The following is a 26,424-nucleotide window of genomic DNA, read 5'->3' as shown; positions in this document are numbered from 1 at the left end:
AAGCACTTAGACTAATTACCATTAGTGCTAGCAAGCACAGTTTCGTATAATTTCTCATATTGTGGTATTATTTTAAATATGTCGTATTGTTCCGCTTTCGCGAAAGCGGAATTCTTAAATCGATCAAGAACCTGATCATCTTTCAAAATCTCAATGGCCTTTGTAGCCATTCCTTTTAAATCGCCTACAGCACACGTATAACCTGAAACTCCATCTTCATTCACCTCAGGTAAACCTCCAGTATCTGTGGATATTACAGGAGTGCGATTTGCCATGGCTTCTAAAGCTGCAAGTCCAAAACTTTCTTTCTCAGATGGTAGTAAAAATAAATCAGAAAAGCATAAAATACGATCAATCTCTGTGCTGTTTCCTACCCATTTAATCTTGAGCTTCAATCCTGCTTCATTTGCATACTCTTCAGCAGCAAATCGCTCAGGACCATCGCCTACCATAATTAAAATAGACGGAATTTCCTTTTCAATTTTTTCAAAAACCTTGACAACGTCCATGATACGTTTCACCGGTCGCATATTACTGATATGGGTTATAATACGTTCCTGAGGAAAGGCCATAATCGTACGGTCACAGTCCTTAAACTCTGTCTTGTATTGAGACATATCAATGAAGTTAGGTACTACATCTATATGCTTTGTAATATCAAATAATTCTAAGGTATCTCTTTTCAAACTAGCTGATACTGAAGTAACCACATCACTATGATTGATACTGAAGGTTACAGATGGCTTATACACAGGATGATTTCCTACTAATGTAATATCAGTACCGTGAAGCGTTGTCACCATAGGTAAGGTAATCCCATGATCTTTAAGCATTTGTTGAGCCATATAGCCAGCATAAGCATGTGGTATAGCATAATGCACATGCAGCAGCTCTATGTTATATTCCTTAACTACGTTTACTAATTTGCTAGATAGTGCCAGATCGTAAGGTTGATAATGAAACAGCGGATATTCTTCCACATTTACCTCATGAAAGAATATATTTCTGGAAAGCAACTCTAGACGCACCGGTTGCTTGTAAGTGACAAAATGAACTTCGTGTCCTCTTTCAGCAAGTGCGGTACCGAGCATGGTAGCCACTACTCCACTTCCTCCAAAGGTAGGATAACAAACTATAGCTAGTTTCATTAATTTAATTTTTATTCTATGATCGAGTCATAGATAATTTGCTGAATGTTAGTTCTAATATTTTCTTCTATTAAAAATCTGTTGCTAGCATCAGGATGTACTCTGTTAGATAGAAATACGTAAACTATTTCTTCTTTTGGGTCTGCCCAAGTATATGCACCAGTAAATCCACTGTGACCAAAGCTACTGCGATCAACACAACCGCATGTAGGTCCAGAATCTTCTAATTGTGGTTTATCAAATCCTACTCCACGTCTAACATCGTTTTCACAAAAGTAACAAGTGTTAAATTTATCAATAGTTTCTTTTTTGAAATACGTTCTACCTCCATATGAGCCACCTTGTAGGTACATTTGCATGATTTTGGCAATATCATTAGTGGTAGAAAAGATACCTGCATGACCACCTATTCCACCTTGCATAGCTGCACCTTGATCATGAACATAACCATGTAATAATTGATTTCTGAAGGTTTTATCATCTTCGGTAGGAATGATTTCTTTCTTAGGAAATTTACTTAAAGGTAAATATCCGGTACGATTCATTCCTAAGGAATTATAAAAGTGATTTTGGGTGAGTTCATCTAAATTTTTATTATAATATTTTTCAATATACTTTTTCAAAAGGTAATATGGTAAATCACTGTATTTGTACTCTAATTTATCTCTTAATTCACTCTCCTTTATTTGATTAAAGATACTGTCTTGAACTGTAGCATTAGTAAACAGTCTTTCAGCCACTGGAATATTAAAATTTGATTGAGGTCTAGAGCTGTAGAATAATGGCGAAGGTTTATTTGATATTGAGTCTAAAGTAGCAACATAAAAAGGTATCCATGGTTTAAGTCTCCCATAATGAGAAAGCATTTCTTTAACTGTGATTTGCTCTTTATTAGTTCTTTTAAGGTCTGCGTCCAGTTTTGAAATAACATCGTCCAAAGAAATGACATTATTCTCTTCTAGTTCCATTACTAACGGTAAGGTGGCTAGAATCTTAGTCACTGATGCGATATCGTATACATCATTACTTTTTACAGTATCCTTTTGATCATAGGTATGGTATCCATATGTTTTATCTAGAATTACTTTTCCTTTTCTGGCTACAAGAATTTGCATTCCTGGAGCACCTTTACCATTGATAGTATGCATGGCTATACTATCTATTTTTGATACCATTCTTGAATCAAAACCTACGCTAGATGGATTTGCACCGTAACTAAGTCTTTTAATATTGTTGATTTTGAGTCCGTCATTTACCTGAAATAGTCCAGAACTAACTGGCAACCTTCCTACCGCATCAAGTGCCCCAAAAATAATCTGAGCGCTCACCTTCTGACTCCAGTCGCTATTTTGATAAGACATTATAATACCTTCTAAGTTTTCTATAGTCTTAAGTTGATCCAGCATGTACGGTCTGACAAAACCATCAAAAATCACATCGTGCTTTCTAGCGATTTCATAAAGCCACGTAAGCTCTCTTTCTTTTAATTTGTATGATTTCCATGGGTTATCATTACTTCTATGAAATCCTATTATAACTGTATTATAAGATTCTAAGCTTTTAAGAAGTATATCTAGCTTATCTCCTTGTACTTGATCTACTCTTGTATATTTATTTAACTGATTTAAAAATGCAGCTCCAGAGTCATCACCTAATTCTACATAAGCAATTTTTTTAGTTTCTAAATTCTTGATAGGAAGGATCTCGCTTTTATTTTTTAAAACAGTAACCGCAGCAGATATAGCATTTTCATAAACCACATCATCCTTCTCTGTATTGAGGTCTTTAATTAACTGTGGGATTTGTACTGGCTCATAACTGTGAAGCCCAACCAAATATTTAGACATCAAGATCTTTTTAACCGAATGCTCTAGTCTCTCCTCTGTTAGTTCTCCAGCAGTAATAGCTGCTTCTATTTTTACTATAGATTTGGGAACATCCTCAGATATTAATAAAACGTCATTTCCTGCTTTAAAAGCTTGTAAATCTATCTCGCCTGGAGCGCTAAAGTTACTGGCTCCTTTCATATTTAACGCATCTGTAAAAATCAACCCATTAAAACCTAATCTTGTTTTTAATAAATCTGTAACCACTTTTTCACTAATACTAGTAGGATATCCAGCTCTAGGCTCCAGACTAGGAATATTTAAATGTGCCACCATCACACTAGCCATTCCTTTGTCAATTAGTCTTTTATATGGATATAATTCTACGCTATCTATGCGCTCTGCACTAAAATCTACGGTAGGTAATGTTTTGTGACTGTCGGTATCTGTATCTCCATGACCTGGAAAATGTTTTGCACAAGCGAGCGTTCCCGTACTTTGCATACCATTCATAAATGCACCTGCTTTATCAGTAACATTATTCATGTCTTCTCCAAAACTTCTATTTCCTATAATAGGATTCAGCGGATTTGTATTAATATCAACATCTGGTGCAAAATTGATGTGAACTCCTAACCGTTTACAATGTTCTCCTATACGTTTACCTACTTCATAACTAGATTGCTTACCTGGCGTCGCTCCTAGCGTCATGTTCCAAGGAAAAGCATACGTACTGTCAAGTCTCATTGCAAGTCCCCATTCTGCATCCATTGCAATGAGCATTTTAGTCTTGGACTTTTCTTGCAGTTCATTTGTTAGATATGCTTGTTGCACTGGTCCACCTTTAGAGAAGATGATTCCGCCTATTTTGTGATCTGTAACTAGTTTTCTCACCTTATCGACATGTGCTTTTCCCTTATTTGAAAATAAGTCCACCATGAATAACTGGCCTATTTTTTCTTTTTGAGATAAACTATTGTAAACACTATCCACCCATTTTTTTTGAGCAATAGAATCAGTTGTGATTAAAGGAGTGTTGCTATTTAATTGTGCTTGTAATGTGTATGCTTTCGCGAAAGCGAAAACTACAAAAAGCCTAAAAGCATATTTAAATTTCATATTATTTTTCCTGCATTTTCATATAGGAACCAACAATCGTTCCTTAATCGAAAGATACCGAAAAGTAAAGGCATGGCATAAAAAAACCAGCCTAATTTAGACTGGTTTGTGAACTGATTTATGAACTATTTAAAGTAGACTTAAACTCAATTAATTATTATAACAATTATTGAATCTATTGGAACTTAAAAAGCTATAGGAGGCACCTTGACACCTATTGTAACGCGTAGGATGACCGTTACTATTTTTGTATTTAACACTATTTGTTTGATTTTCTACCAAATAATCCCATGTTTCTGGATAGTAAGCTGTCAAATAGCTTTCATAGAAATCACTTTCTTTGTTAGCTGTAGCGATCTCTTTAGTAAAAAAGTTAATTATATCATTTTTATAGATAGAATCATCTAAAAGCGCATCTTTACCTTTTTCATCATAAACTAATATGGTGTTTACAACTGCTTTATTCTTACCGGTACCGCTTGCTATAACTGTAAATTTTTCATTAATGCCATCAATTAAGGCAACGTTTTTCCAAATTAATAACTCTTCTAATTCAGCATCTTCGGTAACCTGAGCCTCATTCCATCGATTGAAATTATCAAACATAACTTGCCTTGTAATAAAAGAATTGGAATGGTTATTAAAATTAATTTGTGTGAAGTTTTCTTTTACATTATTAGTCAATACAGGAATTTGCTTTTCAGTGAACTTTGTTTTGATATTTTTATCTTTATCAGAAGAACCGATTTGCGACGTAGGAGCACAAGAGGTTATAAAAATCATTAAGATTAAAAGGTTTGATAGCGTTTTCATAGCAGATTGATTTTTTATATTACATTAATATATACATCAAATTTCACGCCATTTAGTGGTTTAATACTAATATTTAAGTGTTTTTATGTAAAAAATCGAATTCAATAGTAAAAAATAAGACCCCAAATGATTATTTCATACATTATTAAGATGAAAATACAATTAATTTTAATGAAACCAAAACTTATCTGCCTATACTGTACCAATAGCTACAAAGAGAAAGATCAACTTTTAGAACAATGTATGAATGAAAGTAATTTAAAAAAATCTCGAATGCCAGCTTTCACTCGCAGGAACTTCCCAATTTTCTTTATACTCTCCTACAGTCTCAACAAGATTATTGAAAACTATAGTATTAGGTGATACCGACTTTGCCTTAGCCATTTTTTTAAAGTCTGATAACTCTTTATGAGCAACGTACTGCCCATTTTTAAAAGTAACGTTCATTTTGTCCATCAAATCGATCTTAAACGCTTTTTCAACCGACTGAATAAAACGTACACTAGCATCTATAGAACAACCTGTCGCACCAGCATTAGACTGGTCTAATCCTATTACAATAAACCTATTATAAGGATATTCTACGCCAGCAACCAGATCTTTACCATGTGCTGTCCACTGCTGTAAAAAATTATCCATTTGAGGTTTCAACTCATTAAGTTCATCGGTTGTAAATGGCCTATTAGCTTGATAAATCCATACTCGAGACTCATCTGGAAGATCTTTAAAATTTGCGTGCATAATTTATTGTTTAAAAACTATATGTGAAATTAGTAACTAATTTAAAATGTAATAATTAGATTAAAAGTTTTTTCTAACCATTACTCCTGCAAAGAAAAATCCAAAAATGGACATCCATAAAAAATAGAATCCATAATAATCAAAATTTAAATCTGACCAGTCAAAGACTACATCTGAAAGATAAACAACAACCGTGTTTAAAAATCCCATTAATAGACCTGTGATTATTCTTGTTTTTAAATTGACCGCTTTAAAGTCAGTCAATTTCTTTAAAAATGCAGACATAACATAAGTTTGAAATGATGGAACTGCTATTTCTATTAAGTTTTAGTTGAACTTAAGCCTTATTGTTGTAAAACCTATAAGGAACATTACGACAAACATTAAAACGTAAGCAGGCAATCCATAGTCGCTACCTTCAAGTAATAAAGATGATAAAAACCAAAAGAAACAAGTTAATGTGGCTAACAAAAATCCGTAGATAACTCTGGTTTTAACAGGCACTTTGTTGAAATCAAAAAAAAAATCATTTCTCTCTATTCTTTTTAGACTTTCTCATGGACCACCATATCACTACTGCAATCAAAATCCCGAACATTGTAAAGTCTATAATAAACTTCACAAAATTAAAACCGGTATTCTCAGTAAGCTGGTAAAAAATAGACATTAGAATTGCATAAACAAGACCACCGAAAGATCCTGAAAGCACTATACTCTTATAATCTATCTTTTCTTTCAATTAGTCTTCCTTTATATCAATACGATCTAGTACTAGCATATTACGATATTCACCTATACGAGGATCGTAAATATCTAATTCCATTGCAGTGAATTGATAAGTTGTTTTTCCTTTAACAGCTTCTTCTAGCAATTGATCATTATCAACATAAGTGAGCCACAACACATTGCGCTTGCGTCCATTTTCATCTTTAATTTCAAAAGACTTGAACTTGTCGTTTTCTACTTTAGTTATTTTACCTGTAAAGATAATGTTCTCCTCTTCATAAAAGTCAGATTCCATTTCATCCTCAATTTCATCAGCAAATAACATGAAAAGTGGTATTGCTTCTGGACAAGTGCCAGCAAGCTTAATACCTACTTGCTCACCTAGCTTTTCGGCATTATTACCTTCTAGAAAGTTAGCTCCTTTCTTATCAAAGTATTTTTTGTTTTTTGAGTAAGCGGTAAGCATACAAGTACCCAATTCTAATTCTGCTTGTTCCTTGCTTGTAATTTCTCCTTTGGACTTTAAACATTCACATACTTTGTCTGAAAGTTCTGCAACGACGTCATCATCAAATTTTTGAGCGTTAACAATGGAACTGGTAATAAATGCGATAAATAGGATGGTTAGTTTTTTCATTATAGGTCTTCTGCGTTTGCGATTAATTCTGCTATATCTAGTACTTCTATTTTTTCTTCTTTTTCTGCAGCTTTTACTCCATCTGTCATCATGGTGTTACAGAAAGGACAACCTGCTGCTATAATATCGGCACCTGTGTCTATTGCCTCATCAGTACGTTCTATGTTGATATCTTTATTCCCTGGTTCTGGCTCTTTGAACATTTGAGCACCACCAGCACCACAACATAATCCATTACGACGACTACGTTTCATTTCAACTAGCGCTACATCTAATTTTTCTAGTAGTTCTCTAGGTGCTTCATATTCATTATTTGCTCTACCTAAATAACAAGGATCATGATAGGTTATCTTTTTTCCTTTAAATTTTCCACCTTCAATTTTAAGACGGCCATCAGCAATCAATGACTTTAAAAATTGCGTGTGGTGCACTACTTCATAATTACCACCTAATTCTGGGTATTCATTCTTCAACGTATTGAAACAATGAGGACAAGCGGTCACTATATTTTTAATTTCATAACCGTTCAATACCTCGATATTCATCATGGCTTGCATCTGGAAGAGAAACTCATTTCCAGCACGTTTTGCTGGATCACCGGTACAACTTTCCTCTGCTCCTAAAACAGCAAACTCCACTCCTGCTTTGTTGAGTAGTTTTACAAATGCTTTTGTAATCTTTTTTGCCCTATCATCAAAGCTTCCACTACATCCTACCCAAAATAAAACCTCAGGCTGTTTTCCTTGTGCAATAAATTCTGCCGCTGTTGGTACTACTAAATTGTTACTCATATTTATTTAATTGAGAACTCTATAACTAGAATTCAGAATTGCTATTTTTTGTAATTTAAAGTTGGTTTAATTCCGCTTTCGCGAAAGCGGGACAATTCACCTACTCATGGTTTTTAAACACCTCTATAGTGACTTCTTTCTCTACAAGATGTGTGAACTCCCCTGTATAACGCGTTGCTCTTACCATGTGATTATCAATCCAGTGGTAATTGCCACCTCTAGGTTTTCCCATTAAAAGGCTGTGGTATTTAAAACCGTGTTTTTGAAGCCAGTTCTCTGTCACCTCACGGTGCTCTTCAGTTCTAGAAGTAAAAAAACAAATTACATGACCATCTTCATACCACTCGTTTAATGTTTTTAACGCATCTGGAAAGGGTTTACAAGTAGCCATTCTCTCTGGCTCTTCATTAGGAACATCATCTGTAATGGTTCCATCTATATCAATGAGGTAATTTTTAATACCTTCTTGAAGCATCGGGCTGGCTTTTGTTCCATCCTCATTTAACGCTTCTCTATATTGTTCTTCACTCATAATTACTCGTTTGCCCAGTTAAGACGATCCATTTGATTATAAGGCCATGGAGCACCATTGTTCTCGATATTACCCATGGTTACATTTAACTCACTAGGTGCTGCACTGTTTTCTAACACTAAATACCTTCTCATTTCCATTATAATACTCAATGGATCGATGCCTATAGGACATGCTTCTACACAGGCATTACAAGTGGTACAAGCCCAAAGTTCTTCTGTAGTGATGTAGTCATTTAATAATGTTTTACCATCGTCTTTCCACTCACCTTCTTTGTTTATAATTGAGCCTACTTCTTCTAACCTGTCTCGCGTATCGATCATTATCTTACGTGGACTTAATTTTTTACCAGTAATATTTGCAGGACATTCTGATGTACAACGGCCACATTCTGTACAAGTATAAGCGTTAAGCAACTGTACTTGATTTAAATCAAAGATATCTGCAGCTCCTAAAGATGCTGGATCTTCTTCCATTTCATTAGGGTCTGGTGCTGCAAAAGGATCTGCATCTGGATCCATCATCATTTTTACTTCTTTAGTCACAGCTTCCATATTTGTAAACTTACCTTGTGGTGTAAGTTTTGCAAAATATACATTAGGAAAAGCTAGCATAATATGTAAATGCTTAGACCAGTACAAGTAATTAAGAAAGACTAAGATACCAGCTATGTGCAACCACCAGGCGGTTCTTTCTATGGCTATCAAAGTACCGTCTGCCATAGATTCAAATGGTATAGCTACAAATTGTGAAACTGGAAATGAACCAAAAATCTCTCCTGCATGTGCATAACCTTCTACTCCTCTAGTTTGTAAAATAAAATCTGTAGCATTCATAATAAGAAATAAACTCATTAACACTACTTCAAAATAAAGAATATAATTAGCATCATTTTTAGGCCAGCCTTTTAATTCACCCATAGTAAAACGCTTGATATTCAAAGCGTTTCTTCTTATCCAAAAGACAACTACAGTAATTAAAACAAGAAGAGCGAGAATCTCAAAAGTTGCGATTAAGAAATCATAAACACCACCTAAATATGGTGCAAAAATTCTATGGCTTCCTGTAATACCATCTATGATAATTTCAAGTACCTCAATATTGATAATCACAAATCCTACATATACGATAATATGTAAAAAGCCGGCGATAGGTCTTTTAACCATTTTAGATTGACCTAAGGCTATACGAGCCATTTGTGCAAAGCGTTCTCCTTTGCGGTCAGATCGATCTACTTCTTTCCCTAATTTTACATTACGGATAATTTTTTTAATGTTGCTTGCAAAGTATCCTATTCCTGCAACAAGGAGTAAAATAAAAATGATGTTAGGTATATATTCCATGGGTAATTATTGGTCTCTATCTTCAGGTTTTTCATATTCTCCAGGTCTTTTTCCAAAAACGGAGAAGTGAACATAACGTTTAGGATTTAACTTAATGTCTTGCATAAGCATCTCTGCTTGTCTAGTCGTTCTTTCTAGGTTTTCATACAACTTATCGTCAGTCATTAATTTACCTAGGCTACCTTTTCCAGAAGCGATATCATCTAGAACTACATTAAATTTAGAAATAGCACTTTCTAATTCTTTAACAGTTCCAGCTATTTCTACCTGAGCAAGAGTATCTGAAATTGCAGCAAAGTTTTTAGTAGTCGTATCAAGATTAGTAATTGTTCTATCCAGTTGCTCTCTGTTATCCGATAGTAAGGAGTTTGCATTTCTAGAAAGACCTCTTATTTCAACTAGCGTTTTATTTACTTCATCCAGACTTTGAGTTATTGCTAATCTAGTTTTAGGATTGAGAGTTTTATTAACAGCTGTTAGAACTGAATCTGCACTAACGACCATATTTTCAATTTTATCCTTGAGAGGTATAAATTCTTTCATGACCTGGCTTTGTAAACCTTCATCAATGTCAGATTTTAATGTGTCGCCATCTACGGCTGCTCTAGCACTACTTTCGTAATTAGGTACGATGGCTAGTGCCTTTCCTCCTATAAGTCCAGTACTATAAACTGACGCAGTACTTTCTGAAGAAAACTTGAAGGACTCATCTACATGAAATTTAACTAGGAGACGTCCAGAACTATCTAAAAAATCAATGTTATCAATATTACCTATGCGTAAACCATTTACTGTAACAGGAGCTGATGAAGTTAATCCTTCTACATTATCATAAACCGCATAAAATGTTCTATCATCATTGAGCAGATTGCGCCCTTTTAAATATTGATATCCAAAAATAAAAAGTGCTATTGCTCCTACAGTGAGCAAACCGACTTTGATTTCTTTTGAGATTTTCATAATTACGTTTTTCTTGCGAATGTAAAGATAAGACAAGCTACATTTATTGCAACTAACATTTCTTTAGTAATTATTACAACCTGCGACGCACACCATTCTCATAAACCACTATAAAGGCTGATTTGTAACCTTTTGCGACAGCCTTAGTTTTTAAATCTGAGGCTTCTTTAAGTGAAGAAAAGCTACCGGTAAAATAACGGTATATACGACCTTCCTTTTCTCTAGAAATCTGTGGTAACTTATTAAAATTGTAAGATTTAGGCTCTAATTTATTGCTACTTGCGCTTATTTGTACTTTGTAAATAGCATTTTCCTTAATAGGCTCTATCGCGATGGCACTACTATTAATTTCTTCTACCTCAAACAAGTTAATATCTCTATTTTGTTGGTATCTCAGTATAGCGTCATATATAGAATTTGCAACTTTTTTCTGTCCATTACTACTACGCAAGAAATCACGTTCTTCTTTATTTGTTAAAAAACCAGTTTCAATAAGCACACTAGGCATATAAGAAAGACGTAAAACAGCTAGACCAGCTTGTTTTACACCTCTATTCTTACGCCTCAAGTCCTTTTCAAAGTTAGTTTGCACCATAGCACCCATTTCTATGCTGTTATCCAGATACTCCTCTTGCACCATTAAATTAGTTGCAAAACTAGAAGGATCATTTAAATCAAAACCAGTGTATTTTTCTTGATAATTCTCCTCTAACTCGATCACAGAGTTTTCTCTTTTTACGACCTCAAGATTTGCGGCATTATTATGTAGTCCTAGTACAAAAGTCTCATTTCCTTTGGCACTTGTTGCAGCGGCGGCGTTACAGTGCACTGATACAAAAAAATCTGCCTTCGCTTTATTTGCAATTGCAGCTCTTTGATCCAGACCTATAAAAACATCTGTAGTACGCGTGTAAATTACTTTTATGTTATCATGCGCTTCTAGTTTCTTACCTAGAAGTTTCACTACTTTAAGCGCGATATCTTTCTCTGCGGTTTTGGCCACATATTTACCAGGGTCTTTACCACCATGGCCAGCATCTAGAACTACCGTAAACATTTTCTTTTGATTCATTTTTGTAGAATCGATGGGTATATTTGCCACTGAAAAAAGAGGAAACGCTAGTAAGGCAATAATAAGATATATCTTCGTTTTCATATACAAACTGTATGTTGTGAATGTGTTGTTTATTAGTTCGCTTTCGCGAAAGCGGATTTATTACAATCCACTTAAAATTTATATGTAGTTTTGACGTTTCAAAAACTAGACCATACTAACAACGAAAATAGTTTATCCTAGATTGCATTCACTGATTAAGTATATAATTTTGTTCATACTGTTTTTAACAGTTGCTCCACTGGTTACAGCCCAAGAAACACCGTCTAAAGGAACTCCTATACCTGCTGAAAACCAACCTACAACTCAAGAACAAGAAGAGGTAAAAGAAATCCCACAGAAAGTAGAAATACCTCTTACTGCTGTAGATACAACTAAGAATGATTCTATAAAAAAGCCAAAATCTTTTTTAGAGTACCGCATAGAGTCTACCGCCAAGGATTATAAACGCATCGATAGAAAGAATAATACCATAACTTTATATAATGAGGCAAAAATCGTTTATGGTGATATAACAATCGAAGCAGGTAAAATTGTCATTAATAATAATACAGGTGACGTTTTTGCTTATGGTATCACCTTGGATTCTTTGGGTTACACGCAAAAACCTGTTTTCTCACAAGGAACTAATGTGGTTAAACCAGATTCAATAATTTTTAATAAAGATTCTCAAAAAGCACTTACGTACAATTCAGAAACGACGCAAGGAGAATTTAACGTTCTTGCCGAAACAACTAAGAAAGTTAATGATTCAGTTTTCTACATGGAAAACGCAAGATTCACAACTTCTAAAGATCCTAAGAATCCAGAATATTATTTCTATGCTAGAAAAATAAAATTTGTACCTAAGAAGAAGATTGTTACAGGATTAGTAAATATGTATATCGCAGACGTTCCTACTCCACTAGGATTGCCCTTTGCTTTTTTTCCTATGACTAACGAGCGCAAAAGTGGCGTGATTCTTCCTAGCTTCGGTAACAATAATAATCAAGGTTATTTTTTACAAAATGGTGGTTATTATTTTGCAGTGAACGACTATCTTGATCTCACATTACTAGGTGATTATTTTACTAATGGCAGCTATGGTGCGAGAGTTGAGAGCAATTATAAGGTACGTTATAAGTATAACGGTAGTTTCAGGTTTTTATACGAGAATCAATTACAAAGTGAACGTGGATTTTCTGATTTTGCTCAAACATCTCGCTATAATATCAACTGGCAGCATTCTCAAGATCCCAAATCAAACCCTAATTCAAGATTTAGTGCCAGCGTTAATTTAGGTAGTAGCCAGTTCTTTAGGCAGTCGTTTAATCAAGTAAATCAAAGTGCTACACTTGTCAATAATCTAAGTAGTTCTATTTCCTATTCAAAAACATTTCCTGGCGAGCCACAAGTAAATATTAATGCAAGTGCCACTCACAATCAAAATACAAATACTAATGTGGTAAATCTTACTTTACCTACTTTACAAGCAAGTGTTTCTCGAGTTTTTCCTTTTGCTCCAAAGGAAGGCACTAAAAAAGGAGCTTTGCAGAATATTAATTTGCAATACAATTTAAGGGGTGAAAATAGAATCACCACAACAGATGAGGATTTTTTAAGTGACAACATGTTTGATAATGCAATCATGGGTTTACAGCATAGTATACCGGTCGCGACTAATTTTAAGGTAGGATATTTTAGTGTAAGTGCAAATGCTAATTTTGAAGAAAACTGGGTTTTTGAAACCTTTAGACAAACTCTTGAAGAAAATGATAACGGTGTCTTTAACACAGTAAGAGATACCATAAGTGGTTTTGCAGCATATAGAACATACAGCTATGGTGCTAGTATAGGTACTACCATTTATGGTAGCTGGAAATCAAAGAATCCTAAATCAAAAGTTCAAGCCGTAAGACATATCATTAGGCCTAACATAAGCTACTCTGCAAACCCTAGTTTTGATCAGTACTACGATAGATTAGTAACAGAGCAAGGACTAGATGCACCAGGAACAGAAGAACAGTTTTACAGTCGTTTTGAGGGAACTTTATTCGGTGCTCCAGGACGTGTATTTTCTAGTAGTATAAATTTAGGAGTTCAAAATAATATAGAAGCAAAAGTAAGGGAACGGGATTCTACAAAAACTGAACTTAAAAAAGTACAAATTCTTAAAACACTTTCTTTTAATACCGCTTATAATCTGGCTGGTGATTCATTAAACTGGAGTCCTTTACAAGTGAGAGGTGTGATTCCCATTACTAAAAATATTGATCTCAATTTAGACGCAAACTTTGATCCTTATGCGCTAGATAATAATAACAATCGCATCAATACCTTTAATATCAATAATGGTGGTAGTCTATTCCGTCTTACTAGAGCTGGTTTCAGAACAAGTTTTAGACTAAGCAGTAAAGATTTTGAAAAAACTGAAGATAAAGAAGACAAGCAATCCCAAGAAAGAACTCTAGAAAATGGTGGTCGTGATGATGGTCTATTCGGTGAGTCTGTAGATTACAGCCGCGATCAAGGACAAAAAGTTGAAAAAACAGACGTAGATATCAAAAAAGACCGGTACCGTTTTAAAATACCTTGGAATTTGAATTTTGCTTATACCATGACATATATAAACGCACAGCGTCAAAATATGATCAATCAGCAAAGTTTGATGGTGAGTGGTGACGTAGAGCTTTCACCACGATGGTCTATAGGAGGAAATACTGGATATGATTTTGCTAATAAGGGAATTTCTTTTAGCACCATTAGATTTCAGAGAGATCTCGAGAGTTTTACAATGAGTTTTAACTGGACGCCTATCGGACCTCAGAACAGCTGGTTTTTCTTTATAGGTATCAAAGCAAGTGCGTTAAGTGATATTAAATGGGATCAACGCAGGCAACCAGATCCTACGTTTTAGTATTTACGCTTAATCAATTATTCTCTTTAATTGAGATTCTTGTGTTAGAATGTCTTTAAATGCCACTTGTCCCAAATGTTTTTAGAAAAATCAAACCTAAGCTCTTCATCCTTAATAGTCGCGCCCCATCTACCTATAATAGCTAATCTTGCATCATGTGATAAATTAACTGATGGAGAATGCAATGTAAGAGAGTGCCAGATCAGTAAATCACCTGCTTTTCCATAAAATGGTATAGGGTCAGAATCCATAGATTCTGTAAGTATTTCAAAAATCTGTCCTTGGCTTAAATCACCTTGCGCCATATAATGCGAGGGATTTTCTTTAAAATAATCCCAAGCTACTTTATGACTTTTCTCCCAGTACATCAAAGGTCCTCCTTTAGGAGTTACATCATTCAAGTAAAACACGCTATTTGCTAGTGTTCTAATTTTGTCATATACCGGGAAGTCCAGATGAGGCGTTCTAGCTCCTAGCCATTCGGCATCTATTTCTGGTCTTCTAGCAACAAGTTCGTTCTCACCAGTCCATTCTATCTGGTCATTAAAACATTGATATAATGCATTCATTTTTTTATGAATCGCAGGATGAGCATCATTTTTCAAATGAAATTCACTACTAGGACAGTTCATAATAGCATATTTCCATTCCTCGCTTGTTTTAGGATTTTTATGGTGGTTTAATGCCTGATTGCGCCAGGTACTTACTTCATCATCAGAAAAAAAATTACGAAGAATCAAAACTCCATTCTCCATAAAGTACTGTATTTGGTCTTTACTAAGCATAATTTACATAGGTTTAGTGGTAGTTGAAAAAGTTCCTTGGTCTTGAAAAGAGGAAAATAAATTATAACCATTGTACTCCATGATAGTCCACACAATTTGAATGGCAACTATCAATTTAATTTTCAGAGTTGACTTTTCTCGATGTTTTTCATTTTTTATTTTGAGTAGATCAGCATCGTAGTCTCCAAAGCTTCCATCAAAACATTGTTGAGATAACAAGAATTTCATACCTGATTTCATTAGTAATGAATCATGGGTGGACACATATAATCTTGATCTAAGACATCTAGCCGCAGTTGTAATGTCATTTGCTCTTTGGGCTCTTGTAGCCATGGCTTCTATCAACAGAATACTTAGCTTATCAGTTTTGATAATTCTTCTTCCATAATTACTTTGTGCTTCGACGAGATTCATAACTTTTGAAATTTTCTTATCAATATTTGCGCTGTAACGATCTAGTTGTATTGATATCTCTAGAACATCAGAAGTTTTTTCATGATGTATAAAAACACTATCTAAGAGATTTTTTTTATTAGCATAAAGGCCTTCAATCCATAATTCTTTTAATATCGACTTATACGCTGCGGCGTTATATTTATGTGATAGGTTGCCTGAACTTTCTACAAGATCTATGGCCAGTAAGGAGTGAAATATATCTTGTTCTACATAATCAATAACATCGACTTGCTTTAAGAATTTTGTTGTAAGAGTATTAAATTCTTCTTGCAAAAAATCTTTATTGAGCTTACAAATTTTTACTAAAGCAAGAATTGGAACAATTTGATCACAAGCTTGATCAGTTGATAAACTGTTTAACCAGTGATAGATATTACTTAAAGATTTTTTGTGTAAACTATTCATTAGTATCTTTTAATTCAAGGATTAATAAAAACAGCCCCAAAATTGTTGGGTGATAGACATCTTCAAAACTGTGTTGTTCTTTACTGGAGTAGTCCTCTTTATGTTGATTTTTTACCCAGTGTCTTCCAGGAATGAAGCCCTGTGGTTGCTGTATGTCTTTAATGGCGTTTGCTGAAAAAATATCTAATTCTGTAAAGGTCTTTCTCATACAATATTGATTGATCAATAGTTCTTGAACTAAATCCCAATCTTGCTCTATTAAACACAAAGAAAGAGTTGCGTCTATATACTCTTGTATTTGATCAAACTTTTCTTTTGTAATTAATTTCATATCATTTTCAGAAAAATTAGATAGATGAAATACTAAATGCGTTAAACCATAAAAATCTAAATTTTGTGCATAAGAATGACTAGGTAAATTTTCTAGAATTGAATCATGAAATAATCTTTGGTAACTAGGATATTCATTAGGTAACTGAGCAATTTCTGTATAATATTTCATATCCAGTTTATCCCAAGCGCTACGCTCTACTCTATCCATGTAATTTCTGCTCATTACAGTTTCTAGATCATACTTTACTTCTTCATAATTGATGCCTAAAGATTTAAGCGTTGCATAGGCTAGTGTTCTATGTGGAAATAGTCTCAACCTTCTTTTTGTATCAAAAAAAAATGAGCTATCCTTAATATTTTTGATCCACTTATCCTTTATTTCTATGAAGATAGGATGGTTACTTACCTTTTTTGATTTTTGTGCAAATCGTATTGCAAGTCCTAATTCAGTGAATGCTTTTCTAGTAATGTCAGGCTTTATTTCTTCTGGATGTATCCCTACATATTGCTTTTCATCAGGTGTGCAAAAATGTGAAATATTAGTATGTAACCAGTTTAAAATACCGTCTAGCATTAATTGCTGATCTTTCATATTTAATAAGGCATTCATAGAGTAAGTTTTAATTATTAAATAAAACAGGTTGTACCTAGAAAAGCTACAACCTGTTTGATATATCTAGTGCGATACGAAACCGTGCTGATAAACTATTGCTGCCATAACAATAGGTTTATTTTCATCACCATCTTTATGTGTTTTTTTGATAAGCATATCTGCAAACTCGTCTAGGTTTGTTACGCCTTCTTTTTTTAATTGAGATAAAATCTCTGCTTTGTTCATTTTAATTTCACTACTCATAATAAAAGTATTTTGGTTCTCCTACTCTATTGAAAAATTTAGGCTTTTCGGATTCCACCTATTGTATTTAAAAAAAAATGTAGCTACTCAATCGATGGATCGTTTTTAAATACATGTTAAATGTATACTGATAATCAATGGTTTAAAACAGTATAAATACTAGAATTTAAATTTGGGTAAAAACAGACATTTCATTAAAAAAACCAAAAGAATATGCGCTAGTACCGTTGTCGTTATTCCGACATGCTGGACTTCTTAAGGCTTATTTAATCATAGATCTTATAGATAAGGTTGTAATATAAATGGTGATTTCGCTTTCGCGAAAGCGATAATAATTCAATCTAACAACAGCCTTAGATCTTGTCATTTACAATAAAGCTCATAAATAAGCCTGCTTTAATTTAAAAAGGCTTGCAATGACACTTTATTGTACGATCTCCTTGTTTAATCTATTCAAGTCCACTATTCAACATTTCTAAGTGGTATCAAGAAGCTTAAAAGACTAGTTTCGAGTATTAAGTTTAATCTACTTAAAAATAGATAATTATGAAAAACACTTTACTCCTAATCAGTTTTATATGCATTCTTTTTGTGCCTTGTTCTTATGGTCAGAATGTGCCTATTCCATCTAGTTCTTTTAGCACTGCTGCAGATGTAATGAACTGGACTATTGCGCCTAATACGGTAACTGCATCATGGTTCAATGGTGGTTGTAAGGCATTGTTTGTAGATAATTTAGGTAATCCTAATGCAACGATCACTTCTCCTGTTTTTAGTTTAGGGGCAAGTGGTTTTTATGAACTAGAGCTAGAATACGGATTAATTTTTACAGGTAACGCAGGCACTTTTGAATTGATCGATTCTAATTCAACTTCGATTAGCGCAACTACCATTAATACCATAGCCGGAACATGTACAGACTGGCCTAATCCTAAAAATAGCACCTTGATTTTTTCGAACGTTACCGCAGGCAACTATCAGCTTAGAATCACAATACCTAGCAGTCAGTTCTTTTTAGCTGGTGCTCGTTTAGAAGTTTATAATCCCAAAATAGTGAGTGGTTCTATTAACGCAACCAGCTGCTCTAACCCTAATATGTTGAATAATTTTCCTATGAAAATTACTAACCTGAGCGATAATTCAAGTTACTTTACATCAACAATCAATGGTAATTATACTTTTCTTTTGCCCAATATAACTGGCAATTTTTTAATTGAACCAGTAAATAATGGTAATCTAATTGCTATTCCAAGCTCTATTAATCTAACTATAGACTCTACAACAAATTCGTATTTAAACAATGATTTTTGTCTTACGAGCAATACGACTGGTATAGATGTGAGCGCTCAATTAGTAAGCCAGACACTAGCTAGACCAGGATTTAATGCAGACTATGAACTTATTTATATGAATCATGGGAATGTTACCACTGGCAATGAATCTATAGTATTAAACTTTGATGCGACTAAAATGACTTTCCTATCAGCCTCCATAACTCCATCCAGTGTAACAAGTAATTCCATTACCTGGACTTATAGCAATCTAACGCCATTGGAAATAAGAAGCATCACGATGTCATTTAATATTTTTACGCCGCCTACTGTTAATTCAGGCGAAATATTAAATTTTACTGGAAACATCACACCAGCTGTAGATTTTGATCCTACTAATAATAATATTAATTTGAGTCAACCGGTAGTAAATGCATATGACCCAAATGATGTTTTGTGTATACAAGGTGATCAAATCACGCCTGCCCAAGTAGGTGATGAATTAACTTATAGAATCCGTTTTCAAAATACGGGCACTGCATCTGCAGTAAATATAATTGTTAAAACTGTATTAGACTCAGAATTAGACTGGAGCACGTTTGAGCCATTAACCGCATCACACGCATATACAACATCAATTATCAATGGAAATGAACTTACCTATACTTTTAATAATATCAATCTAGAAGATAGCACAACAAATGAACCAGCAAGTCATGGATGGATTTTCTATAGAATCAAATCAAGTACCACTGCATCAGTAGGCGATGATTTTGAAGCTACTGCAAACATTTTCTTTGATTATAACTTACCTATCACAACTAATACCTATAATACGGTCATTTATGATCCTTTATCAATAAATGATCGACCTACTGAAGGTATTGTGGCGTTATATCCTAACCCAGTAACAAATTACATAACTATAAATACACTACATGACACTAGCTATTCTCTATTTGATTTAAGTGGTAAGCTATTAAGGTACGATAGATTATCATCAGGATTAAACGAGGTAGACTTATCTCAATTATCAAATGGCTTGTATATATTAAAAAGTGTCAACCTATATGGAAAATCGTCCACTCATAAAATTTATAAACTATAGAAGTGATCATTTTGATCTCGCTTTCGCGAAAGCGGAATCTCCACCAATAACTTCACTATTTTAAGTGACCGAGTATAAAGTCTATAGTCGGATTATTATTAAGTTGAGCATCAAAGCTTTTTGCATGATGGGTTGCTGGTGATACCAGTCGTAATTCTTTCATTTTTTCTATGATATTATTATACTCTAAAGAGCATTTTCCTAATATCATATTGTCAAATGAAGTATTAGACTTGTGTAAATCATATACCTTTTTCAAGCCAGAAAGGTATAATGCGTCTTTAGTAAAACCACCGCCACGATGTGTACGAAGGGTTATATTAAAAGCTCGATCTCTATCAAGTTTGTACTGACCATGTATCAAATCAAAGGTGTCTGCAAATGAATATCCTTTAATTAGAGAATCTGTTGCTATGACTCTATAAGCAAGTTCTTTTAAACGACTAAGGGTCAGATTACCACTCATATATTCTGACATCACTGCAAGACCTTCCTGAGTTTCTACATTATTAGGAAAACCATTGCTAAAGATTTTGAGAGGTTGCTCGATAGCATTAAATGTTGTGACAAGGTGTACACCTATTTCATGATGAGCCAGCACATTAAGCTCGTGTTGAGAGTATAAATGTCCTTTTTTAAGAATAAGCGACTTGTCTTTATTTGAAACCATAGCCGCAGCACTCATTGCACTACTTGTTTTTATATCAAAGTCAAAGTCATACAGTTCTCTATACTTTATGAAAAAAGCCTCTGCCTCTTCAGTACTTAAAACAGCCTGGTGTTTGATTTCTGTAAGCGGCTCATCTTTAAAATGTAATATGAACTTAGCATTTTCTACCATTTTTTCTGTTGGTGTACCAAAAAAGCGTAAACTATTAAAGTAGAATTTACTGCTAGGCTCACGTATGGTCTCAATACACTGCACGAGACCACTGTATGTATAGATGATATCCTTATATAACGACCGTATATCATCATCTTCAATGCGTTCTAGTCGCTGACTAAAGAACATGCGATGCAACTTGTAAGGCTTGAATTTAAGTTTACGATATTTAAATTGGGGCTCGTGTATATATTTAGATTTGAAAAACTCTTTACGTTCCTGTGAGATATTAAGCGGATTGATATAGGCAAGTAATTCGAGATTTTTTACAATGCGATGAATATTTGCATCTATATCAAGAACATCTTGAAATTTTGATAGATCTATGTCAGGAGAATTTTTAGGCATCATGTCTGTCATAAAAGCGATGAGCATGAGCTTTTATATAATAGCGGAACATGTCTTCTATAGAATGAACAACTTCTGGATAAATTCTACCTGTTAACTCGTCGCAATAGATCTTGGAAACTTCTGTTGCAAGAACTAGTGTATTTAGTGAATTAGAAGTAACGTACTTTAAGAAGAAACCATTTCCTTGAAAAACATCGTTGATAGAACAAGCTACTTTTTGATCAATGGGTAATGGCATATCGTTAAGGATTTCCTGCCATTGTTTTATGGCTACACTAAACTTGTCATTATCTACATTAGAAGTTCCTATATTAAAAACTGGTACCTCGCGATCCCATCGTTTCCAATTGTATGAGTGTAAATCGTAGAAAACACAACTGCCAAAAAGTTCTTCTAACTTTACCAGTAAAGTTAGTACTACTTTATAAAAATTTTCATGTTTAGTTAATGCCCTTACCTTTTGTTTTTCAGTTAGTGGTACTTTCCACAATTTTTTACCCCAAGCAGTATCATATAAGGCAGTTTTAGGGTGTCTGTTTAAATCGTATTCAAACCTACTATCGTGCGCAATTAAAGTGATAGGTAATCCTGAAATCATTTGTCCAGTGCATGGGTCTTCTTCATACCATCTTTCATGCTCTGTGTGATGACAGTTCTCCCAAAGATCTTTAGGGAAATGATGGCCATTATGTATCGCTGCACAAGCATATGGAACATAATCATCTATTTTTATGGAAAAGGAATAATCCTCCACTACCGCATGAAACGCTTCTTCTCTCTCAATGCGTTCAATGATTTCTAAAATGGACAATTTAAGCATCTACTATGGTACTTTTAAGTTTATTGCGACGTTCTAATGACTTGATACGATCTTGAACGACATTCTCAAAATAATCTATAATTTTAGATTGGATTTTAACTTTAGATGCCTTGTTAATTTGTACAATGCCTCCTGGTGACATTACATTAACCTCTACCAGCATGCCATTAATCACATCTATTCCCACAAAGTATAATCCATCCTTAATTAGCTTTGGGCCTATTTTTTTACAAAGGTTTTTTTCTGCTTTTGTAAGTTGATGACGCTGGAAAGTTCCTCCTGCACTAATATTAGATCTATGATCCTCATCTCCAGGTACTCGTCGTACAGCTCCTATAGGTTCTCCATTTAATAATAATATACGAGAGTCACCTTTATCTGCTCCTTCTATGTAATCTTGTAAAATTACATAATTTGTAGAACCGTCTTTATTATCAATGTAAAAATCAAGCAAGGAATTTACATTGCCCATTGCAGTTTTTTCTATCATGATAACACCGCTACCACCATAACCGTTCAATGGTTTCATGATCATTTTATCTCGTGGATTTTCTTTAATGACGCTTTTAAGATATTGCTTATTTTTAGAAACATGGGTTGCAGGAATAATCTCATTGTTAGGATCATCAAAACAAGCCGTATATAATTTATTATTTGCTTCTCTTAATCCTTCAATATCATTTACGATAAACACATCATCTTTTACAGAATCTAAAAAATTAAGCGCAATAGGATCTAATGGTGGATTTGCTCTCATCATGATTATATCAAAACCAGCTAGCGGTAGCATCTTCTCTTTGAGCTGGGCTTGCTTATAGAAAGATTTCATTTGAGCTGGTACTTTATCCATTTTCTTAATCACTTTAGAAAAAGCATAGGCAATACTATTTCTTATGGTAAGATTTGCAGGTGTAGCTATAGCCACTTTATGACCACGTTTAATACACTCATGAATTATGGTTAAGGTAGAATCAGTTTCTGCCTTGATTTCTTCCCATGGATACATGATAAAACAAATGTTCATCTCTTAATTTTTTGGTTGATTAAGTACGCAAACTAAGAAGAAAATATGATAGATACCAGAGTAGTTATAGAATAATAAGGCTTTTTTAACAGAGGTTTTAGCAAATAAATAGAAAAGTTAATTCCCTGTAACTATAATATTATCAATATAAAAGTATTCATTACCAGACCAGTTCTGAAAACGCACTTTTATAATGAGTGTAGATCCACTTAAACCTGTCTGTGTAACTGTATCATCTGGAAAAAATGGAGCACTCCCAGAATTACCACTTACATAATAAGGGATTAATGTATGATGTGTTGTACCATTACCATTAAAATCTGTAATTGTGGTAAAAGCGCCTCCATCGATAGAATAAGAAACATCCATATAATCATTTACCGCATTAGTGTCATCTGAACTGTGAAGCGATGGATTATATTCTAACTCTCCTATACCACTTAAATCAATGCTAAAAGATATATTACTATAACCACTTATATTTATAGATTGCGTATCAAATTCTATAGGTCCATTAGTATCATTAATTTCTAATTCTCCAGACCTTGTTTCCACGTAATCTGAAGAGGCTAGTGTACCATTCACATCATTCAGAGTCCATTGGGTAACAGAGGCAGGATAGTCTCCAGAATTTCCAGATCCATTAATTCCTGTGCCTGTTGAATAACTTTCAAAATCCTCTGAATATAATACTACAGGAGCTAAAGTTAGACAATTGATCTTTTGCCAGGTATTCTGTATTCCATCATAAATTTCTAAGCAGCGATCACCACTTGAATAAGTTACGAATAGCATGGTTCCCTCACTCGCTGGAGTAACGATAACAGTACTACGTTGTGCTTCTGTAACCACAGGAATGGATAATCCTCCATAATTAATGGTACTTTGAGCATTTATATCTAAAGCAGCCGCAACGTTAGGATCGTTAGTATTGATACCTACTTGGGCATTGATTGTCAAACTTATCAACAATAAAAAAGTAACTGTTATCTTCATTTTATTGAATTATAAAGTTGTCAAATCCTCCTATATCACCATCTCCGTTTTGAGTTACAAATAGTTCTAAACTAACGTTATTTGTTCCCATAGGAATAGGGATGTTTACGGTTCCCGATGCATTTAAATTAGAAGATCCATTTATTAATACAACTGTAGTTTGAGGTACTCCATCGAATATCACAGTATATTCTACGTCATCGCCGTTGTCGAACCCTATTACTTCATAATCAAAACTTATTTGTGTTTGTGTTCCGATAGAAACTGTTCCAAAAGTAATTGTTTCGCCAGTTGCCGAACCGCAATTACCATTTAAATCACGAACTCCAAAAAAATTATTTGTCATGGTAATTCCTGAAAATGGTGAAGAAACAATATCCCATGTATCAGGGGAATTAGTACATAAAGGTGTAGATAAAGTATATGTCCATGTATTATTTCCATCAAAATCTTGAACATAAGTTAATGGCGCATCATCATCATTAATAGTTACCGTGTTAGTTACATTAGTACCCAATTGTGCAAGAAAACCACCAGAGACATTCTGTAGATTTAAGATTAACGTTTCGTTTGCTGTATTCATATCATCATATGCATATAAATCTATCGTCTGACTCGTAACACCTGCTGGAAAAGTGACGGTAAAAGGATAACTCGCTATTGTCGTGCTCGCATAGTCGATATCAAAATCAACTCCAGCACCTGCTACGGTACTACTTGCTCCTATAGCAACTTCTACAGTAGTTGCAACCGTTGCTGAAGGGTTATTTAAATTAATTGTTATGGTATCAATATCATCTTCATTAATACTAAAAGTTGAAGTTGCAAACTCAACCACTGTAGCAACATCGTCATCATTTATTGTCAAATCGTGTGAGTCATTGGTACCTAATATAGCTGTTGCTATTCCTCCTGCTGGAGATGTTAACTCTATATTTAATAACTCGTCACTTGCATCGGGATCATTTAAAGAAGTAATGGTAAAACTTTCATTTGCCGTTTGTCCGGCAAGAAAGGTAACCGTGAATGGAAACGTTACAGGAGAACCATCATAATTAATCGTATAATCACCTGTTTCTACTGTGCTACTTGCGTTCAACGTTACTTGAACTGTTGTAGCTGTCACAGTTGATGGGTTAGTTATGGCTACATCAATTGTGCTGGAATTACCAGGAGTAAGTGGCTCTTCAACACTTGATGCGGTAGCAATAAATGCTACCTCAGTAGCAAATTCATCATCATCACTATAAACTATGTGATCATCTTGATTACCACTTAAAGCCGCACTGGATCCACCACTCACATTTTGAAGTACTAAATAGAGCACTTCGTCTATCGCATTTTCATTATCCTGAAGGACTGTGATAGTAATATTATTATATGCAGTATCTCCAGCTGGTATGGTAACTGTAAATGGTATTGAAGTTATATTAGTACCATCATTATCAATAGTATAATCTGTTCCTAAACTACCAAACGTGCTTGTATTTCCAGAATCAAACGCTACGTCTACGGTTGTTGCGATTGATGGATTAGGATTGGTAATCAAGATTGGTATAGTTCTAGAGGTTCCTTCTGGAATAGTGGTAGCGGCTCTATCAAATTCTACAAGTGTCTGTAAAAAAGATATTTCTTGATAAGTAGACAGCACCTCTACTCCAGGACTTGCTCCACTACTCGCTTGTGGAGTTACACCTAAAGCCACAAATTGATCTCCGTCATCAATAGTAGTTACATAATCAATAGAAGTTGCGCCAGCAATAGCTGCACTACCTGTTCCACTAATATCAGTAGCTCTATACCATTGAAATGTAGTTCCTGACTCAGCATCATTTTCAACATCTGTATAAGTATAACTACCTGCAAGCGTTTCTCCTACATCAGTAGTTCCAGAAAAACTAACGGAACTAGCAACTGGAAGTTGGTTCATACAGTACCAATTTATCCAACTAGTTTGAGTTGCATCCCATATTTGAACGCATCTTGTGGTTCCATCCAGAATATAAATCATCAAGCCGTCAGGAATCGGCGTAGCGATCGTAGCACGATCTGCTAGAGTCATGGTAGGCAATTTTAAACCTCCGTAAGTACCATCTGGTAATTGAGAGTTTATATCTAATGCTGCTGCAGGGTCGGGAGACGCAGTACCTATTCCTACTTGAGAGGTCATTAGAAAACCTGATAGTAAGATAATTAGAGTAAAGATTTTATTCATCAGAGAATGTTTAAAATCAAAAATATACTTTTGATTCTATAAATCTACTGATATTAGTTTAACGAATTGTAAATATCGTCAACAAGTATTTAACAATCTCTTAAGACGACACTTCGTCGAAATGATCGTCCCATTCTTTAACTTTTGGTTCACCAAATTTCCCTAAACTTTTTGCCACTACAGATGCAACAGTAGCATCACCGGTAACATTTACAGTGGTACGTAACATATCTAGTGGCCTATCTACTGCAAAAATTAAAGCAAGGGCAAGCGGT

At 34.3% G+C, this 26,424-nt stretch carries 24 protein-coding genes; 2 read left to right on the top strand and 22 right to left on the bottom strand.

Going from position 1 to position 26,424, the window contains the following annotated elements; translation table 11 throughout:
• Positions 1–11: 11 nt before the first annotated feature.
• The 12 genes from bshA to A9Q93_RS07630 all read right to left on the bottom strand — a co-directional run bounded on the left by bshA (position 12) and on the right by A9Q93_RS07630 (position 11,792).
• Positions 12–1,148, bottom strand: a complete 1,137-nt coding sequence (gene bshA, locus A9Q93_RS07685) for an N-acetyl-alpha-D-glucosaminyl L-malate synthase BshA (RefSeq protein ID WP_303686803.1) — start codon at positions 1,146–1,148, stop codon at positions 12–14.
• Between the two features lie 11 nt (positions 1,149–1,159).
• Positions 1,160–4,093 carry a glycoside hydrolase family 3 N-terminal domain-containing protein gene (locus A9Q93_RS07680; RefSeq protein ID WP_303686802.1) on the bottom strand — a complete coding sequence of 978 codons (2,934 nt, stop codon included), beginning with the start codon at positions 4,091–4,093 and terminating at the stop codon, positions 1,160–1,162.
• Between the two features lie 150 nt (positions 4,094–4,243).
• Entirely contained in the window at positions 4,244–4,906 is a 663-nt protein-coding gene (locus A9Q93_RS07675; RefSeq protein ID WP_303686801.1) for a hypothetical protein, read from the bottom strand.
• A gap of 258 nt (positions 4,907–5,164) precedes the next feature.
• Positions 5,165–5,647, bottom strand: coding sequence for an ABC transporter ATPase (locus A9Q93_RS07670; RefSeq protein WP_303686800.1), 483 nt, complete (start codon positions 5,645–5,647; stop codon positions 5,165–5,167).
• A 60-nt stretch (positions 5,648–5,707) separates the two neighbouring features.
• Positions 5,708–5,932 (bottom strand): hypothetical protein, encoded by a 225-nt coding sequence (locus A9Q93_RS07665; RefSeq protein WP_303686799.1) that lies wholly within the window; start codon positions 5,930–5,932, stop codon positions 5,708–5,710.
• A 241-nt stretch (positions 5,933–6,173) separates the two neighbouring features.
• Complete coding sequence (locus A9Q93_RS07660) at positions 6,174–6,386, bottom strand: hypothetical protein (protein ID WP_303686798.1); 213 nt, start codon at positions 6,384–6,386, stop codon at positions 6,174–6,176.
• The gene (locus A9Q93_RS07655) at positions 6,387–7,010 is read right to left on the bottom strand and encodes a hypothetical protein (RefSeq protein ID WP_303686797.1); all 624 of its coding nucleotides are present in this window, start codon (positions 7,008–7,010) and stop codon (positions 6,387–6,389) included.
• The gene (locus A9Q93_RS07650; RefSeq protein WP_303686796.1) at positions 7,010–7,801 is read right to left on the bottom strand and encodes a (Fe-S)-binding protein; all 792 of its coding nucleotides are present in this window, start codon (positions 7,799–7,801) and stop codon (positions 7,010–7,012) included. The genes A9Q93_RS07655 and A9Q93_RS07650 overlap by 1 nt, the downstream gene beginning before the upstream one ends.
• Before the next feature lie 100 nt (positions 7,802–7,901).
• Positions 7,902–8,333, bottom strand: a complete 432-nt coding sequence (locus A9Q93_RS07645; RefSeq protein WP_303686795.1) for a phosphoheptose isomerase — start codon at positions 8,331–8,333, stop codon at positions 7,902–7,904.
• Positions 8,334–8,335: 2 nt separating this feature from the next.
• Entirely contained in the window at positions 8,336–9,676 is a 1,341-nt protein-coding gene (locus tag A9Q93_RS07640; protein WP_303686794.1) for a (Fe-S)-binding protein, read from the bottom strand.
• Between the two features lie 6 nt (positions 9,677–9,682).
• On the bottom strand, positions 9,683–10,636 hold the full coding sequence (locus A9Q93_RS07635) for an MlaD family protein (protein WP_303686792.1): 954 nt from the start codon (positions 10,634–10,636) through the stop codon (positions 9,683–9,685).
• A gap of 73 nt (positions 10,637–10,709) precedes the next feature.
• On the bottom strand, positions 10,710–11,792 hold the full coding sequence (locus A9Q93_RS07630; protein ID WP_303686791.1) for an N-acetylmuramoyl-L-alanine amidase: 1,083 nt from the start codon (positions 11,790–11,792) through the stop codon (positions 10,710–10,712).
• Between the two features lie 169 nt (positions 11,793–11,961).
• Here A9Q93_RS07630 and A9Q93_RS07625 point away from each other — a divergent pair, with 169 nt between their 5' ends.
• A complete protein-coding gene (locus A9Q93_RS07625; protein WP_303686790.1) occupies positions 11,962–14,646 on the top strand; it encodes a putative LPS assembly protein LptD in 2,685 nt (894 codons plus the stop codon).
• 44 nt (positions 14,647–14,690) lie between these two features.
• Here A9Q93_RS07625 and A9Q93_RS07620 read toward each other — a convergent pair whose 3' ends face one another.
• The 4 genes from A9Q93_RS07620 to A9Q93_RS07605 form a co-directional block, all read right to left on the bottom strand.
• Positions 14,691–15,431, bottom strand: coding sequence for a phytanoyl-CoA dioxygenase family protein (locus A9Q93_RS07620; RefSeq protein ID WP_303686789.1), 741 nt, complete (start codon positions 15,429–15,431; stop codon positions 14,691–14,693).
• A 3-nt stretch (positions 15,432–15,434) separates the two neighbouring features.
• The gene (locus tag A9Q93_RS07615; RefSeq protein ID WP_303686788.1) at positions 15,435–16,292 is read right to left on the bottom strand and encodes a hypothetical protein; all 858 of its coding nucleotides are present in this window, start codon (positions 16,290–16,292) and stop codon (positions 15,435–15,437) included.
• Positions 16,285–17,235 carry a hypothetical protein gene (locus A9Q93_RS07610; RefSeq protein WP_303686787.1) on the bottom strand — a complete coding sequence of 317 codons (951 nt, stop codon included), beginning with the start codon at positions 17,233–17,235 and terminating at the stop codon, positions 16,285–16,287. Before A9Q93_RS07610 ends, A9Q93_RS07615 begins: the two co-directional genes overlap by 8 nt.
• Before the next feature lie 66 nt (positions 17,236–17,301).
• Positions 17,302–17,481 carry a hypothetical protein gene (locus tag A9Q93_RS07605; RefSeq protein WP_303686786.1) on the bottom strand — a complete coding sequence of 60 codons (180 nt, stop codon included), beginning with the start codon at positions 17,479–17,481 and terminating at the stop codon, positions 17,302–17,304.
• A 546-nt stretch (positions 17,482–18,027) separates the two neighbouring features.
• Between A9Q93_RS07605 and A9Q93_RS07600 the strand changes: the two genes are divergently transcribed.
• The gene (locus tag A9Q93_RS07600; RefSeq protein ID WP_303686785.1) at positions 18,028–19,860 is read left to right on the top strand and encodes a T9SS type A sorting domain-containing protein; all 1,833 of its coding nucleotides are present in this window, start codon (positions 18,028–18,030) and stop codon (positions 19,858–19,860) included.
• Positions 19,861–19,915: 55 nt separating this feature from the next.
• Here A9Q93_RS07600 and A9Q93_RS07595 read toward each other — a convergent pair whose 3' ends face one another.
• The 6 genes from A9Q93_RS07595 to A9Q93_RS07570 all read right to left on the bottom strand — a co-directional run.
• Positions 19,916–21,118, bottom strand: a complete 1,203-nt coding sequence (locus A9Q93_RS07595) for a flavohemoglobin expression-modulating QEGLA motif protein (protein WP_303686784.1) — start codon at positions 21,116–21,118, stop codon at positions 19,916–19,918.
• Positions 21,084–21,914 carry an N-formylglutamate amidohydrolase gene (locus A9Q93_RS07590; RefSeq protein WP_303686783.1) on the bottom strand — a complete coding sequence of 277 codons (831 nt, stop codon included), beginning with the start codon at positions 21,912–21,914 and terminating at the stop codon, positions 21,084–21,086. The genes A9Q93_RS07595 and A9Q93_RS07590 overlap by 35 nt, the downstream gene beginning before the upstream one ends.
• Positions 21,907–22,938, bottom strand: coding sequence for a glutathione synthase (gene gshB / locus A9Q93_RS07585; RefSeq protein ID WP_303686782.1), 1,032 nt, complete (start codon positions 22,936–22,938; stop codon positions 21,907–21,909). The genes A9Q93_RS07590 and gshB overlap by 8 nt, the downstream gene beginning before the upstream one ends.
• 117 nt (positions 22,939–23,055) lie before the next feature.
• A complete protein-coding gene (locus A9Q93_RS07580) occupies positions 23,056–23,934 on the bottom strand; it encodes a hypothetical protein (RefSeq protein WP_303686781.1) in 879 nt (292 codons plus the stop codon).
• Between the two features lies 1 nt (position 23,935).
• A complete protein-coding gene (locus A9Q93_RS07575) occupies positions 23,936–26,149 on the bottom strand; it encodes a hypothetical protein (RefSeq protein WP_303686780.1) in 2,214 nt (737 codons plus the stop codon).
• A 100-nt stretch (positions 26,150–26,249) separates the two neighbouring features.
• The coding region (locus tag A9Q93_RS07570) for a cation:dicarboxylate symporter family transporter (RefSeq protein WP_303686824.1) at positions 26,250–26,424 on the bottom strand (175 nt) is incomplete at its 5' end.

The organism is Nonlabens dokdonensis (assembly GCF_002162835.1).
Lineage (GTDB): Bacteria > Bacteroidota > Bacteroidia > Flavobacteriales > Flavobacteriaceae > Nonlabens > Nonlabens dokdonensis_B.
Note: the sequence above shows the minus strand (reverse complement) of the source record. Positions and strands in the feature narration are given on the sequence as shown.

Coding starts and splice junctions, on each gene's coding strand:
- A9Q93_RS07605 (WP_303686786.1), bottom strand. CDS start 17,481: ATGAGTAGTGAAATTAAAATGAACAAAGCAGAGATTTTATCTCAATTA.
- A9Q93_RS07620 (WP_303686789.1), bottom strand. CDS start 15,431: ATGCTTAGTAAAGACCAAATACAGTACTTTATGGAGAATGGAGTTTTG.
- A9Q93_RS07645 (WP_303686795.1), bottom strand. CDS start 8,333: ATGAGTGAAGAACAATATAGAGAAGCGTTAAATGAGGATGGAACAAAA.
- A9Q93_RS07680 (WP_303686802.1), bottom strand. CDS start 4,093: ATGAAATTTAAATATGCTTTTAGGCTTTTTGTAGTTTTCGCTTTCGCG.
- A9Q93_RS07670 (WP_303686800.1), bottom strand. CDS start 5,647: ATGCACGCAAATTTTAAAGATCTTCCAGATGAGTCTCGAGTATGGATT.
- A9Q93_RS07615 (WP_303686788.1), bottom strand. CDS start 16,292: ATGAATAGTTTACACAAAAAATCTTTAAGTAATATCTATCACTGGTTA.
- A9Q93_RS07675 (WP_303686801.1), bottom strand. CDS start 4,906: ATGAAAACGCTATCAAACCTTTTAATCTTAATGATTTTTATAACCTCT.
- A9Q93_RS07575 (WP_303686780.1), bottom strand. CDS start 26,149: ATGAATAAAATCTTTACTCTAATTATCTTACTATCAGGTTTTCTAATG.
- A9Q93_RS07590 (WP_303686783.1), bottom strand. CDS start 21,914: ATGCTTAAATTGTCCATTTTAGAAATCATTGAACGCATTGAGAGAGAA.
- A9Q93_RS07655 (WP_303686797.1), bottom strand. CDS start 7,010: ATGAAAAAACTAACCATCCTATTTATCGCATTTATTACCAGTTCCATT.
- A9Q93_RS07630 (WP_303686791.1), bottom strand. CDS start 11,792: ATGAAAACGAAGATATATCTTATTATTGCCTTACTAGCGTTTCCTCTT.
- A9Q93_RS07580 (WP_303686781.1), bottom strand. CDS start 23,934: ATGAAGATAACAGTTACTTTTTTATTGTTGATAAGTTTGACAATCAAT.
- gshB (WP_303686782.1), bottom strand. CDS start 22,938: ATGAACATTTGTTTTATCATGTATCCATGGGAAGAAATCAAGGCAGAA.
- A9Q93_RS07635 (WP_303686792.1), bottom strand. CDS start 10,636: ATGAAAATCTCAAAAGAAATCAAAGTCGGTTTGCTCACTGTAGGAGCA.
- A9Q93_RS07665 (WP_303686799.1), bottom strand. CDS start 5,932: ATGTCTGCATTTTTAAAGAAATTGACTGACTTTAAAGCGGTCAATTTA.
- bshA (WP_303686803.1), bottom strand. CDS start 1,148: ATGAAACTAGCTATAGTTTGTTATCCTACCTTTGGAGGAAGTGGAGTA.
- A9Q93_RS07600 (WP_303686785.1), top strand. CDS start 18,028: ATGAAAAACACTTTACTCCTAATCAGTTTTATATGCATTCTTTTTGTG.
- A9Q93_RS07650 (WP_303686796.1), bottom strand. CDS start 7,801: ATGAGTAACAATTTAGTAGTACCAACAGCGGCAGAATTTATTGCACAA.
- A9Q93_RS07595 (WP_303686784.1), bottom strand. CDS start 21,118: ATGCTCATCGCTTTTATGACAGACATGATGCCTAAAAATTCTCCTGAC.
- A9Q93_RS07640 (WP_303686794.1), bottom strand. CDS start 9,676: ATGGAATATATACCTAACATCATTTTTATTTTACTCCTTGTTGCAGGA.
- A9Q93_RS07610 (WP_303686787.1), bottom strand. CDS start 17,235: ATGAATGCCTTATTAAATATGAAAGATCAGCAATTAATGCTAGACGGT.